The following is a 14,178-nucleotide window of genomic DNA, read 5'->3' as shown; positions in this document are numbered from 1 at the left end:
TCTATAAGAAGAATAAAGTCAGGCTTGTTTTATTTTTAATATAAATCGCTGCTCGTAATCGATCCATGCACAATCTTCTGTCCATAATGTACATCCCTGATCATTATAGATATAGAATTGTCGATCTTCACTTCCCAGACGCTGATCTATTGTAACGATTCCTTCTTCTATCATCGTAACCACTCCTTGAGGTTGCAAAATCTCAGCAATCTGCTCGCCTGTGTGTAACTTATACAATCGAGTCGATGTATCCGACTTACGAGTAGCATAAAAGATTTGGTTCAGATGATATAATTTGTTATACACATGTGGATAACTAATATATTCAGTCTTTCGGTTATCCACAGTGTATAACATCACTAGAGAATCTTCTGTATCAAATCGTTCTACTAAAATGATTAATTGCTGATCTAATATAAGTAAATCTGCAAAAGCTTCATGACTTTGAGAAGAATGTATAACAAAATCACTCAAGTCTATATCACTAGATTGAACGTTGGAGATAAATTCATCGACTGCAATCACTATTAATTGCTCTACTTCTGGACGGTTATATTCCCAATCTATTTTTCGTTCATGTACCATATGTTCACCTGTCTTGATTAGCAGATATTCTGTTCCATTGCAGTTGAATCCCATAATACAATCTATATTTCGAATCATATCATTAGGTACAAAAGGAATCATCGTCTGCTCTAGTGCATCGATCAATGCATAGTTATAACCTCTTTGTTGACCTGGCAACAAATAAGCAATTAGCGCATACCGCTCATTTAGTGAATAGAAATGATGTACAGACCATACACGATTGATCGACGGTTCATAAGCATCACTGATATCTTGGGTGAATACAAGCTGATCGACTTCTGCTTCAAGATCACGTTTATAACAGTACAGCATACGATAATCATCGCTATAGGCTAGATAGAATAAAGTACTTGTGTTCTGACTGCTACTTAGATTTAAGATTTTGTATTGCGGAAAATAATATGTACTTACTTCACCTGTTTGGGCATCACAACTTAGCATTCCTTTATAGAGAAACAGATCTTCGATATGTAGATCAAAATCAAAATCGTCTGGAGACATATCTACGTATTTCTTAATCGTAAATAATTGTATCGTCTGGTACATGAAATGAAGCTGTCTATACTCATATTCTTTAGGCATGTTTATTGTAACAGTACGCATTGTTGGTTTACTCATATAAGCCCACCTTCTTAGATATATTCAAATTTGGCGCAGATCTGGTCGATACAGTAATAAAGTTTAAGATTGGCTAAAGCTTTGACCATTATTATTAATGTATCATAGAACAACAACTAAAGGGTGATCACCATTATGCGAATATTAATAGTAGAAGATGAACTTCATTTGGCAGAAGCATTAACACAAATTTTGAAAAAAAATCATTATTCTGTTGATGCGGTACATGATGGACGGACAGGGCTAGATTATGCCCAGACCGGTATCTATGATTTGCTCTTACTGGATATTATGATGCCTGAAATGGACGGGATAAGTGTTCTCAAAACGTTGCGCCAGCAAGGAGTCGCAACACCTGTTATTTTGCTAACTGCCAAAGGAGAAATTACAGATAAAGTGATCGGACTGGATTATGGCGCAGACGATTATATCGCCAAGCCTTTTTCAGCAGAAGAATTACTGGCACGTATCCGAGCTGCACTCCGCCGTAAAGGAGAAGTTTTACCGGAAGAAGGGCTTATATTTGGAGATATTCAATTAAACACAGCCAATCTCAAGTTATCCGTTAGTGGCAAAGAAATGAAGCTGAATTTGAAAGAAAATGAGTTGCTCGAATTGCTTATTACCCGCAAGCAAGGAGTGACTTCCAAAGAGCAGATTATTGAAAAGTTATGGGGATTCGATTCCGATGTAGAGTACAACAATGTGGAAGTGTATATTTCTTTTTTACGTAAAAAGCTCAACTTTCTGCACTCTCAAGTCAAGATCAGTACGATTCGTGGGGTCGGTTATGTATTAGAAGAGGTGACTTCCTGATGTTCAACAAGCTTCGTAATCGATTTCTGATTGTTAATCTCGTCACGATTTCGGTATTAATGCTACTTGCATTTGCTTCGATCTATACGATTACCTACCGCAATGCTCAAAATGATATTCGTAGTGAATTATCTCGAATTGCTACTATTTATCCTCGCAATGCTGGTAATGGACAGATGCCACCTAATCAGGGTGGCATGAACAATGCAGGCGGTATGAATAATAACGGTCAACCTAATGATAATGCCTTTACAGAACGCTCGTTATCTTTTTCCATTGAGACGGATAGCAATTGGAATATGACAGCCGCTCACTCTCCCTTTGAAATGGATAGCACTTTGTATCAATCGGCACTGACTGAAGCCAAAACAATCAACAAAGATAATGGACAATTTAAGCTAGATAGTAGTGATTGGGCCTTTATCAAGCAACCTACAGGTTCAGGGTACAAATTGATTTTTCTCGATATTACCGCTCAACAAGATATTTTACGAAATCTGATCTATACTTTTGCGGCTGTCGGCTTGATTATGTTAGTCGCGTTATATTTCACCAGTCGATTTTTTGCGAACCGTTCGATTCAACCTGTCAAAGAAGCTTTTGATAAACAAAAACAGTTTATTGCGGATGCTTCTCACGAACTCAAAACACCGCTGGCTATTATCAATACCAATGCAGATGTTCTTCTATCCAATCGTGAAGAAACGATCGAAAGTCAGGCAAGATGGCTAGAGTATATCAAGTTAGAAACAGAACGCATGGCTCGCTTAACCAATGATCTTCTTTACCTCACCGAAATGGAAGGTTCTCGTACACAGATGGTCTATACGCCTTTCGATCTTAGTGAAACGACAGAGCGTATTATCTTAACGATGGAAGCTGTTATTTTTGAAAAAGAACTCACTCTTGATTATCATATTGAACCGAATCTTATGATCAACGGTAGTCAGGAGCAAATTCATCAAGTGATTATGATCTTACTGGATAATGCTATTAAATATGCCAATGCTCAGGGTACGATTACTATTGCGCTCAAACGCCAACCACATGAAGTATCGCTGACAGTGACCAATACAGGCGAAGGTATCGCACCAGAGCATCTTACCCGTATCTTCGACCGCTTTTACCGTACAGACACCTCACGTGCTCGTAAGCAGGGTGGCTATGGCTTAGGGCTTGCTATTGCTAGCTCTATTGTCGATCAGCATAGTGGAAAGTTGTATGCGACCAGTACAATCGGCGAATCGACTACATTTCATTTGCAATTTAATGCGATCTAACCAGTCGATTGAGTCATCTAGATGTACACAATAATAATCATATTCATTACTTATCACTAAAAGCGATCACTACAAAAGTGACCGCTTTTTTTATTAATCTATCAAACGTTGAGGATCATGACTTCGAGTTTGCCGGAACTGTTTATTTGTCCATTCTGCGTAGGAAGAATGAGTGTTTAGTAATTCTTCATGCCGTCCTGTACCTGTAATCTGTCCAAACTCCAAAACGACAATCTGATCTGCATTCGTAATCGTTGAAAGTCTATGGGCGATAACAATCGTTGTACAACGGCTCATCAAATGCTCTAAAGCTTGCTGAACTTCATGCTCCGAATCACTATCCAGACTCGCTGTGGCTTCATCAAGTAGCAGAATATCTGGCTTACGCAGTAAAGCACGAGCGATAGCAATCCGCTGTTTCTGACCGCCTGACAATCGGATTCCTCTTTCACCGACTTCGGTATCATAACCTTTAGACAATGAGGTAATAAAATCGTGGGCATATGCCTGTTGGCTTGCCTCTATCATTTCTGCTTCTGTTACCGTATCTATACGTCCATACATAATATTGTCACGGATCGTTCCATCCACTAACGGACTTTCTTGAGAAACATAACCGATTTTACTACGAAAAGAAGCAATATCGAAATCGGCAATTGATCTTTCACCATAAGTGATCAACCCTTTGTCAGGTACATAAAATCGTTCAAGTAGCGAAAATATAGTCGTTTTCCCACTACCACTAGGGCCTACTAATGCGGTAACTTGTCCAGCATGCATATATATATTAATCCCTTTTAAAATAGGTTCTTCAGAGGAGTAAGCGAACTCCACATTGTGAAAGACAATATCTTGCGTAAGGATAGGCATAATAGCACCTTTCTCATCGTGTTCATCTTCAACTTCTGCTTCCAGAATCGGTTTTAAGCGTTCTACTGCTCCTGATACTTTCTGCAAGTTAGAATAAAAAGTAGCGAATGTATTAATCGGAAGCATAATCTGAAATAAAAGTAATACAAAAGATACAAGCACTCCTGTGCTTAAAGCGCCCGAAGATACACGCATACCCCCATAAGCAACAACAGTCGTAAGTAGTACAATCATAATCATCGACATTAGCGGTGAAAGAACAGCATAGACTTTTGCTTCTTTCATACTCAATTCAAATAAATGATCTACTTTATCAAATCCATTTTTTTGTTCACGCTTTTCGGCATTTGAATACTTTACTAATCGAATTTCTCCAATAACCTGAGTCAATACGGAAGCAAACTGTCCCAACTGCTCGTACATATTCATCGAAATTTTGTACATTTTTCCGCCTATTGGCATAATAACCGCTGCACCCAGTGGAGCGGCTAGCAGAACAACCAACGTCAAACGCCAATCTAGCCAGAACAGAATGACCAGTGCGCCAATGACGGTCAGTACATTGGAGAAAAAAGAAATCAGATGTTCTGTAATCAACGTACGAATCTCGTCGGTATCTCGACTGATTCGGCTCATTACATCTGCTGATCGGTGATTATCAAAAAAGTGAACAGGCAATGCTAACGTTTTGCTCCATAATCGCTTACGTAACATTGTAACTGTGCGATTGCCTGCATAAGCTAACATATAATAGGAAACCCCTGTCGTTAATGCTTCCATCAGGAATACGCCAACAAGTAGGATAATCAATAATCCATTAATTCCACCTGTACTAAATTGGTCAATAAATCTGCCTGTCATCACTGGCCAAACGAGACCAATCATTGAAGATGCAATACTGAGAAGCGCAGCGATACTCAGTATTTTTTTAGGCATGCCCGTCGTACTTAACAATTTGTACAAATAGCGAAGCATTGACTTGTTGATGGGTCCTGCGGGCAATTCTTTTTCAAACGGTGCTTCCATAGTTCAATATCCTCCCACAACCGGTTTACTTCGTGAGTATTTTTTAAAAGTTAACTCAAAAATAACACCGTCTTCTACGTTTCTCACATTATACTCACACTCATGTAATTCCAAAATTCGTTTAACAATCGCTAGTCCTAGACCTGTACCTCCACTTTTCCGATCTCTGGAAGCTTCTACACGAAAAAAGCGTTCCCAGATTCGCTTTAGATAATCGTCTGGAATTTGATCGCCTTTGTTATAAATAGAATACAGACACGTTTGTTCTGTTCCCAAAATATGAATTTCTATCGTGCTACCTTTTTCGGCATGGCGGATCGCATTGGTCATCAAGTTCAACAACACTTGCTCGATCTTGACTGGATCGACATTGATTTCTGTCTCCTGCTTGTACACAAGATGTGCAGAAAGTTCTTTTTCGTCCATTTGATAAGTCAGCTTCTCCAACATGTCTTGAGTAAGTTCACTGAGTAGTACAGGCGACTTATACAACTTCAATGCTGATGATTCTAAGCGCAAAAGGTCAAGCATATCTTGAACCAGTTGTTCCATTTTGGCGCTTTCCTCCAAAATAACTTCCACATAATGCTCCTGACGGCCCACACTAATTCCATCACGTATTCCTTCTGCAAAACCGCGTACAATACTGATTGGGGTTTTCAATTCATGTGAAGCATTGGCAAAAAAGTCCTTTTGTAGTTGCTCCATCTGTTTATTCTGTATAATTTCTTTTTTTAATTGAACATTGGCTTTGTTAAGCTCATCTAACGTCATATTTAATTTGCCGGATAATTCAAATAATGTCCCAGATAAATTCCCTAATTCATCTTTGCGTGGTAAAGGCTTCTCGCCTGTAAAATCAAGTTCTTTCATTTTGTGTGCTTGTTTGTTTAGCATAAGAAGAGGACGGGTCACCAGACGAGAATACAGTACAGAAAGGAGTAAAATTAGAATAAAGCCTCCAGCGCCCAAATAAGCATAAAATAATCGAAGTGCACTATTTGTTTCTTTGATCTCCTGAAGTGAAGTCACAAGAAAGAGTAATTCGATGTTGCCGTTTTGTTCACGTAACGGCTGGATTAAAATACCACTTCGGCTTCCACTAAATGGATTTTTCCACTTGAGTTCTACCTGTTCCATTCTTTTCAAGCGATCTATATACGTCTGTTCTAGTGGGAAAAATTCATCGACAGTTACATAAAGAAGCCCTAATCGCTGTTCTGTTTTGACTACACTAGGTAAGCTGATAGAAATGATTTTGCCCTGAACGGCATCTTCTGAACTTTGCTGTTCATTTACACCTACATCTTTTCCATCACTTGTTTGAATATAGTAAGGATAGAATGTTCGACTGTTTGAACTTTCACCAAATTCACCATACATTTTGAGTTCTGTTCCAACAGCAAGATTCAATTTTTTAAATTCTGCTCCGTACGCACTGACGATGTAGTATAAGGAGACATCCACTTCTGTGCCGTCTTTTTGAATCAAGCGCATACGATAAGGATCATTGACTGTCATATTCCCATCAAAATCCGTCAGTGCAAAGTTCATCTCTCTTTTATGCGATTGCAGGATGGAAGAAGAACCTGTCTCACGAAGCGCAGTAGGATCTTTTTGATATATTGAAGTCAGCTCAACTGCATTCTTTTCGAGCTGAATCATTTTTTGATGTTCATAAAACTCTGGAAACACCAAAATTTGGCTAACCAGAACAATCACATAAAACAGAACAAAAATAGATGCTGTAGCTAAAAATAATTTAGTGGTGATCCCTGTTCTTTTCATACGGATTCCTCAAATGTATATCCCACACCAAATACCGTACGTATACAATCAGCGGCAACGCCCATCTTACTACGTAACTTTTTGATATGTGTATCTACAACCCGTTCATCTCCTTCATATTCCGCTCCCCAAATCGATCTCAATATCGTATCCCGAGGAAGAACAATACCTTTATTGCGAAGTAATAGCTGTAAAATTCCATATTCTTTAGGTGTTAAGTCAAATATGCCGTCTTTTCGTTCTAATCTATGAGTTAAGGTATTCAGTACCACGTCCAAACCGATTGGAGTATGAGCAGAAACAAGCTGACCATCGACTCTTCGCATTAGTACCTCTGCTTTGGAGACTAACACTTTAGGGCTAAACGGCTTGGTGACATAATCATCCGCTCCTAATTCGTAACCTTCTATTTGCCTTTCGTCGCCAGATACTGCGGTTAGAATAATAATCGGTACATTGGAATATTGCCGAATTTTCCGACATAGTTCCCAACCATTCATTTCTGGCATCATAAGATCAAGAATGACTAGATCAGGCATCTTCTCTTCAAATACATACCATCCCTCTACTCCATTTTCTGCTTGAAATACGATCCAATGTTCATTACTAAAATAATCTGATATTAATTCACGTATACGATGTTCGTCTTCTACGATTAAAACCTTTTTAGTCAATATAATGTACTTCCTTTCTTCAAAAGACATAAAATAAGTATCAAGCTATTTGAAGTGTGTAGCGCACTTTATCCATTGTTTGCATATCCTAATACTCTACCTATTAGAATAAAAATCAAGCACCAAAATAAAGCTCCTAGAGAAGCGAATAGACTATACTTACGTAGTGGCATTTTGGTAATTCCACACAAATAACAAGTCACATGTCTAAACCCTGGAATAAAATAACCAAACATAATAGATAAAGGGCCATATTTATTCATCCATTGCTCAGCTTTCGCAATTCGATGCGGTTTCAAACCGACCCACTTCCCATAGCGATTAAGAAAAGGACGACCTGCTTTTTTTCCAACCCAATAACTAATCATCATCCCGCTCATCGCTCCTGCAAAACTAAAGAAAAGAGCATAAGGGAATTTCATCGTTCCAATCGTAGTTAAATAACCAACGGTAGTCATTAGCAATTCATCAGGCACTGGTAGCCCAACGATTCCTAAGGTTAACAGACCGTATATCGCCAGATAGCCATAATCTGATAAAAATTGAAGCATTGTAGACATTAACAGTCCTCCATCGCTTCAGACTTTACTTTTTTGAGACTCGGAAAATAAAATGGACTGACCATCAGTATGCCGATCAATACTATTCCAACCATAGCAACTAAAGGATATACATAAATAGTGAGAAGTATAGACAGTACAGCAGCTACGGGTGTCGGCATGCCTACAAAAACAGTCATATGACTTTGTCTTACATTAAAGCGTGCTAGTCTGAGAGCACTGCAACATACATAAAATAAACAGCAGACTGTACCAACGACATGTATCTCATGTAGGGATACGACATATGCAAAAATAGCAGGAGCAACTCCAAACGTGATCAGATCTGCTAATGAATCCAACTCTTTTCCGAATTCGGATGTTGCATGAAGTATTCTTGCACAGTACCCATCAAGGAAATCACAGACTAAGCCTACTACGATAAGCAGTACTGATATTTCAAATTGTTCTTGAGATATTAAAAGGATAGCAGCAAAACCTGATAGCAAATTGCCCAGCGTAAACAGGTTAGGAAGCATTTTTTTCATCGTGATCACACTCCAGCTCGTTTAATAAATATCAAACCTTTCTATATCCACTCAGATGACCCTAGTTTAATGTATCTTGAAGTTGTGTTTTTTTTAAGTCTTTGGCACAACACAAAAAAAGAGTGTCAAAGACTTCTCATAGAGAAGGTTTTGACACTCTTTAATTTAGATAAGAATATACATTTCCGTTAAAAACAGATCCCTTCTTTATTGAGAAGGCACTTCAGCTGTCTCTAGATTATCTTTTTCGAGCATAATGGATTGTCCATCTGTAATCCCTTTACCGAAAAATTGTTTTAACCATTTCAGTGCAGGACGCTCTGTGCCATTGGCATTCAATAAATGGGTGTTAGGCTCCCATGTCTGTCCTTCAATGTATCCCCATAAGGTAACTCCTTTAACCGAAGGATGGTTCCAAAGTACAGGGAATTTTTCTTTATAACGAGCCAGTTGGGTTGCGTCGTCACCGGTCATATCCAGTTCAGATACGTAGATCGGTAACCCTGTAGACCCTAATTTATTCAGTACTGTCGTCATGGTACTGGTCGAAACATTATTCATATTAAAATGGTGACATTGAATACCGATACCGTCGATTAACCCGCGACTTTTGAGAATATTAATAATTTTCACATATTGATCGGCTAGATTAGGATCGCTAATAACTCCATATTCGTTAATTAACAATTTGGAATTAGGAAATTGTTGCCTTGCTTGTTGGAAAGACCATACAATCCAGTCCCAGCCTGTCGATCCACTTCCACCGATCGCATTACTGTAAGATGGCTTGGCATGAAATGGTTCGTTGACTACATCAACAAAAGCGGATTTTGAATACTTCTGACCTGCTAACTGAATCCACTGAGTCACTTCCGCTTTCTGATCTGCGGCAGACAGACCACTCACCCATGCAGGTTCCTGACTTCCCCAGACTAATGTATGAAATTTAAAAGGATACCCTTTGCTTTGTGCATAATTGTAAGCCATATCCGCTTGTCCCCAGTTCATCGCATTCCGATTACCTTCGACAGCTCCCCATTTCGTCGAATTTTCAGGAGTGACTTGATTCCAATAATTGCCGTAACTTGCCGGTACATTTCCTGCAATAATATTACCTAGAAATTTACTCCCGCTGGTTAGACTGGCATAACTGTACTCTGCAAAAGTCGATGTACACAATACCCCTGTTAATGCGACCGTTCCAATCACTTTCCATAGGCTTGATTTTGACATCTTATTTCCTCCTTTTGACTCCATAGATAGTAGACGTATGTTCTCATCACAAAAATTACCAAAATTTTATATAAGCGCTTACATTTGTAAGTGTAACAACTTATCTCTGGATTTTCGCTATAAACATAAGGAAATAATGTAATATACCAAATAACGATATAACAAAAAAAGAGAAAGCAGTAGATATGCTTTCCCTTTAATGAAGTAAAATGTTAAGAACGAACCGATTGGACAGCCTGATCCAAAGCTGTAATCACTTTATTACACCATATATCAAATTCAGGATCTTCTTTTTGCAATTCAGGGTGACTTAGAATGTGATCGACGACTTGCTTCACCCCTTGATCGAAACGAGTTGTAGCTACAAAATCTGGCACTAAGCGTTTGAGCTTACTATTGTCAAAAACCACAGAATTGGCTTTATCTCCAAGTAGGCTTCCACGATAATCTTCAGTACTGCAAGCATCCAAGAATGTAGAAGACACATACACCGCATTAAGCTTCACACCTAGTGCATCGGCAACTGCATGATAAATCTGATTCCAAGTTAACGATTCATCCGATGTGATCTGCACCGCTTCCCCGATTGCCTGTATATTTCCCATCAATCCGATAAATCCTTTGGCAAAATCGGTATTATGCGTCATCGTCCAGAGCGACGTACCATCTCCATGAATAATGACTGGTTTATTTTCGAGCATTCGCTTAGCGACTTGCCAGCTTCCTTCGCTACCGTGCACACCCATTGGAATCGAGCGTTCATCATACGTATGACTTGGACGCACAATCGTGATCGGGAATTGCTGTTCGCGATACATTTTCATTAGATAATCTTCACAAGCTATTTTATTACGAGAATATTCCCAGTATGGATTGGACAAAGGAGTGCCTTCATTAATACGATAATCCGCAGGAGGAGACTGATAAGCAGAGGCTGAACTGATAAAAATAAACTGCTTCGTTTTACCTGCAAATAGACGATAATCCCGTTCTAATTGAGAAGGTTCAAACGCAATAAAATCAGCCACAACATCAAATTCTAGATCAGCTATTAGCTCTGCGACTTGTTGCTCATCATTAATATCTGCTTGCAAAATATGGGCATTTTCAGGCAAATCTTGATTACGGTTCCCCCGATTCAGCAAATACAATTCACAATCGGTAGTTAATAATTGCTGGGTAATCGCTGAACTGATAATACCTGTGCCTCCAATAAATAACGCTTTCATAAATACACCTCCGTGACAAAGTAGCCTATCTATACAGTAATAACCCTAAATCTCCTTTACAATATCATCTCTAAGACAAACAAATGATATCACTCTATAAACGATAGCTATTATTTTTCAAAATTTGAGGTGAAAAGGTTATAATGCTGTATCATCGCTACTATTTTGGGTAATGGTAATTGATGTCGAATTATTTTTTATTTTTGCAAAATTGCTTAAATGCACTTATATAAATTGTAGAGGAGAATCCATCTCATGAAGGCAACGATCATTATTAATCCATCTTCGGGTAAAGAACAAGCCTTAGAATATGTCAAAAAGGCAGAGGATATTCTTAGTGAGCAAGGATATCATGTCACAGTAAATGAGACTGCCAAAGAATTAGATGCGACTCAATTCTGCACAGACGCTTGTAAAGAGTGCCATGATCTAGTCGTGTCGATCGGCGGAGATGGTACACTGCATGAGACCATCAATGGACTTATGGATCAAGAACACCGTCCGAAGCTTGCTGTGATTCCACTGGGAACGGTGAATGATTTTGCACGTGCTCTTCAGATTCCACTTAATCCTGATCAAGCGATTGAGACACTACGCTCTTCCAATGTTAAAACGGTAGATATGGGTCAATTGAATGATCAATTATTTGCAAATGTAATTGCTGCGGGTTCATTGGCAGAAGCTTTATCGTCTGTCCCTTCTGAAGATAAATCCAAATTAGGTGCTTTTGCTTATTTTAGAGATGGTATGAAAGAGTTAATGAGCAATTCGGCATCTCCTTTAAAAATCGAATATGATGGTGAAGTGTGGGAAGGAGAAGCTCCTCTTTTTCTAGCCGCACTCACGAATTCTGTCGGTGGTTTTGAAAGTATGGTTCCTGATGCTGAAGTAGATGATGGATTATTACATTGCTTTATTATGACCAATCTCAATATGTTCAATACGTTAACCGCAGGATTATCTTTATTGCTTGGTAATCTGAAAGGTCATAAAGATGTTATCTATTTTACGGCTAAACATGTAAGAGTCAGTTCAACCGAACCTGTAAAAACGAATGTCGATGGCGAAGAAGGGCCTTCTTTACCTGTTGATCTACGTATTATCCCGGGTCATATTCGTGTCGTTGTCCCAGAAGAAGCTTAATGTAAAAATGGTCTCGAGACGATCCAATACATGTTACAACATATATCTCTACACATAAAAATCACCGATGACGTATACGATGTCATCGGTGATTTTGTGTAGAGAATATGATTTATTTGATCAATCTATTCATGGCTCTGTTAAAGAGGGCGATTGGTATCACGCGGGTCATGACGGCGTCCTCTAAGTCCTAATAATCCAAGCAGACCTAGCAACCCTAGCCATCCCCAATCCATATCATTGTCATCGTCGTCCATATCTGTTGTCATCGGTGCATCAGTGGCTGTCGTTCCTGAAGTACCTGTCACACCAGTGGTACTACCCGTTGTTCCTGTGACTCCGGTCGAATCCGTTCCTGTCGTACCTGTAGCATCTGTTCCTGTAACTCCGGTCGAATCCGTTCCCGTCGTACCTGTAGCGTCTGTTCCTGTGACTCCGGTCGAATCCGTTCCTGTTGTACCTGTAGCGTCTGTTCCCGTCATGCCTGTTGAATCGGTACCTGTTGTTCCTGTAGCATCTGTTCCTGTACTACCACCAGTCGTTCCCGTACTTGAAGCGAACGTTGGTGTCGCTCCAACTGTTAATACAATTAATAACGAGAGAAAAGTCATCTGAAATTTTTTCATCATGGTGTTGTATCTCCTTCGATTAATGTATTTTGTTGTTAGCCTATATTTAACCTCCTCTTTGAGCTTTAAACAGATTTTTTATATTTTTTTACATATTTATTCATAAACTGGTTGCTATCTCATTTGATGTTGAATACTAATTCTTCAGAGACTTCGACTTTCCTTGCAGTCTACGATTCTGTGTAGCAAGACGATTCACCCCATACAAAAATAGTATAAAAATCAGCAAATACACGACTAGAATAGAAGTACGAATTTGCCACATTGGTTGTACCACCATATTCATGATGAGGATCGGAATGAGTACCAGACCCACTGTAATTAATGTTTTCTTAATTCGATTGTTCCGTTGGATGATTGAATCCACATCTGAATAAATTTCGGGACGTAGTTCAGGCTGATCTGCTGGATACGATTTGCGCCATAAATACCAGTTATCCTTCGCATACACCTGTTCCCAACCTGCATCTTCATAGAGCTGCTTATAATCTATATCTACATTATTCTGATAATCGAATACATAACGCATCGTACGCGGGGAACCTTTGACAAACTGGAATCTCATTAAGTTGCTTTTCACTTTCACTAAATGCCAGCCTTGTCCTTCCTGCGCCTCGATCCACTTCTCAATCTTCTCTGATTCCCAGCTCCACCACCAACGGAATACTTTTTTGTTATTCATTATTGTTTCCCTCCATTTGGATAGCATTATGATACAGCTCACTGATCCGAGCGATTTCCTGCTGAAGTAGCTCTCTGCCTAGCTTTGTAGCTGTATATGACTTACGGCGATTTTCCTCACCGACGACTTCAATCAATTGATCCTTTTCCATACGAGATAGACTGCCATAAATAGTGCCTGCGCCAAGTTTAATTCGACCGTTCGTTAACTTCTCGACATCTTGCATAATCCCATAACCATAATGAACTTTTTGCAAAGTCAGCAGAATATAAAAGGCAGTCTCCGTCATCGGGAGATAACTACGTGTTATTTCGTTCATCATTTCCTCCACCTTTTCACCACAACTATATCGCACCTCGATATAGTCTAATACAGTCACTATATCACGCCACGATATAGTAATTCAATAGTAAACTCCATTATAAGCACATCGAAAAAGCCTACAGCTTCTATTTTTCACATTCATCGCAACAAAAAATCCACATTCTAAACCTGTGATGTACAAGTCTAAACTG

14 protein-coding genes are annotated in these 14,178 nt (G+C 39.0%); 3 read left to right on the top strand and 11 right to left on the bottom strand.

Annotated elements, in window-relative coordinates; genetic code table 11:
• Window positions 1-18: 18 nt before the first annotated feature.
• Window positions 19-1,206, bottom strand: coding sequence for a hypothetical protein (locus tag PTI45_RS05210; protein WP_069326485.1), 1,188 nt, complete (start codon window positions 1,204-1,206; stop codon window positions 19-21).
• Between the two features lie 135 nt (window positions 1,207-1,341).
• Between PTI45_RS05210 and PTI45_RS05205 the strand changes: the two genes are divergently transcribed.
• Together PTI45_RS05205 and PTI45_RS05200 are read left to right on the top strand one after the other, a co-directional pair.
• Window positions 1,342-2,022, top strand: coding sequence for a response regulator transcription factor (locus PTI45_RS05205; RefSeq protein WP_069326484.1), 681 nt, complete (start codon window positions 1,342-1,344; stop codon window positions 2,020-2,022).
• On the top strand, window positions 2,022-3,302 hold the full coding sequence (locus tag PTI45_RS05200; RefSeq protein WP_069326483.1) for a sensor histidine kinase: 1,281 nt from the start codon (window positions 2,022-2,024) through the stop codon (window positions 3,300-3,302). Before PTI45_RS05205 ends, PTI45_RS05200 begins: the two co-directional genes overlap by 1 nt.
• 93 nt (window positions 3,303-3,395) lie before the next feature.
• On the opposite strand, the gene PTI45_RS05195 is transcribed toward PTI45_RS05200, so the two are convergent.
• The 7 genes from PTI45_RS05195 to PTI45_RS05165 form a co-directional block, all read right to left on the bottom strand.
• Window positions 3,396-5,198 carry an ABC transporter ATP-binding protein gene (locus PTI45_RS05195; protein ID WP_083243358.1) on the bottom strand — a complete coding sequence of 601 codons (1,803 nt, stop codon included), beginning with the start codon at window positions 5,196-5,198 and terminating at the stop codon, window positions 3,396-3,398.
• Window positions 5,199-5,201: 3 nt separating this feature from the next.
• The gene (locus PTI45_RS05190; RefSeq protein WP_069326482.1) at window positions 5,202-6,986 is read right to left on the bottom strand and encodes a sensor histidine kinase; all 1,785 of its coding nucleotides are present in this window, start codon (window positions 6,984-6,986) and stop codon (window positions 5,202-5,204) included.
• Window positions 6,983-7,660 carry a response regulator transcription factor gene (locus PTI45_RS05185; protein WP_069326481.1) on the bottom strand — a complete coding sequence of 226 codons (678 nt, stop codon included), beginning with the start codon at window positions 7,658-7,660 and terminating at the stop codon, window positions 6,983-6,985. The genes PTI45_RS05190 and PTI45_RS05185 overlap by 4 nt, the downstream gene beginning before the upstream one ends.
• A gap of 68 nt (window positions 7,661-7,728) precedes the next feature.
• On the bottom strand, window positions 7,729-8,220 hold the full coding sequence (locus tag PTI45_RS05180) for a DedA family protein (RefSeq protein ID WP_069326480.1): 492 nt from the start codon (window positions 8,218-8,220) through the stop codon (window positions 7,729-7,731).
• Window positions 8,220-8,747 carry a CDP-diacylglycerol--serine O-phosphatidyltransferase gene (gene pssA / locus PTI45_RS05175; RefSeq protein ID WP_069326479.1) on the bottom strand — a complete coding sequence of 176 codons (528 nt, stop codon included), beginning with the start codon at window positions 8,745-8,747 and terminating at the stop codon, window positions 8,220-8,222. Before pssA ends, PTI45_RS05180 begins: the two co-directional genes overlap by 1 nt.
• A 207-nt stretch (window positions 8,748-8,954) precedes the next feature.
• Window positions 8,955-9,980, bottom strand: a complete 1,026-nt coding sequence (locus tag PTI45_RS05170; RefSeq protein ID WP_083243357.1) for an endo-1,4-beta-xylanase — start codon at window positions 9,978-9,980, stop codon at window positions 8,955-8,957.
• A 212-nt stretch (window positions 9,981-10,192) separates the two neighbouring features.
• Window positions 10,193-11,209: an SDR family oxidoreductase gene (locus tag PTI45_RS05165; RefSeq protein ID WP_069326478.1), complete on the bottom strand. Its 1,017-nt coding sequence runs from the start codon at window positions 11,207-11,209 to the stop codon at window positions 10,193-10,195.
• Between the two features lie 255 nt (window positions 11,210-11,464).
• On the opposite strand from PTI45_RS05165, the gene PTI45_RS05160 reads away from it, so the two are divergent.
• Entirely contained in the window at window positions 11,465-12,352 is an 888-nt protein-coding gene (locus PTI45_RS05160) for a diacylglycerol/lipid kinase family protein (protein WP_069326477.1), read from the top strand.
• 140 nt (window positions 12,353-12,492) lie between these two features.
• Here PTI45_RS05160 and PTI45_RS23855 read toward each other — a convergent pair whose 3' ends face one another.
• From PTI45_RS23855 to PTI45_RS05145, 3 genes are all read right to left on the bottom strand, one after another.
• Window positions 12,493-12,981 (bottom strand): WGxxGxxG family protein, encoded by a 489-nt coding sequence (locus tag PTI45_RS23855; protein ID WP_245703426.1) that lies wholly within the window; start codon window positions 12,979-12,981, stop codon window positions 12,493-12,495.
• Window positions 12,982-13,117: 136 nt separating this feature from the next.
• Entirely contained in the window at window positions 13,118-13,663 is a 546-nt protein-coding gene (locus PTI45_RS05150) for a DUF2812 domain-containing protein (RefSeq protein WP_069326476.1), read from the bottom strand.
• Window positions 13,656-13,982 (bottom strand): PadR family transcriptional regulator, encoded by a 327-nt coding sequence (locus tag PTI45_RS05145; protein ID WP_069326475.1) that lies wholly within the window; start codon window positions 13,980-13,982, stop codon window positions 13,656-13,658. Before PTI45_RS05145 ends, PTI45_RS05150 begins: the two co-directional genes overlap by 8 nt.
• Window positions 13,983-14,178: the final 196 nt, after the last annotated feature.

This window comes from Paenibacillus nuruki (genome assembly GCF_001721045.1).
GTDB lineage: Bacteria > Bacillota > Bacilli > Paenibacillales > Paenibacillaceae > Saccharibacillus > Saccharibacillus nuruki.
Note: the sequence above shows the minus strand (reverse complement) of the source record. Positions and strands in the feature narration are given on the sequence as shown.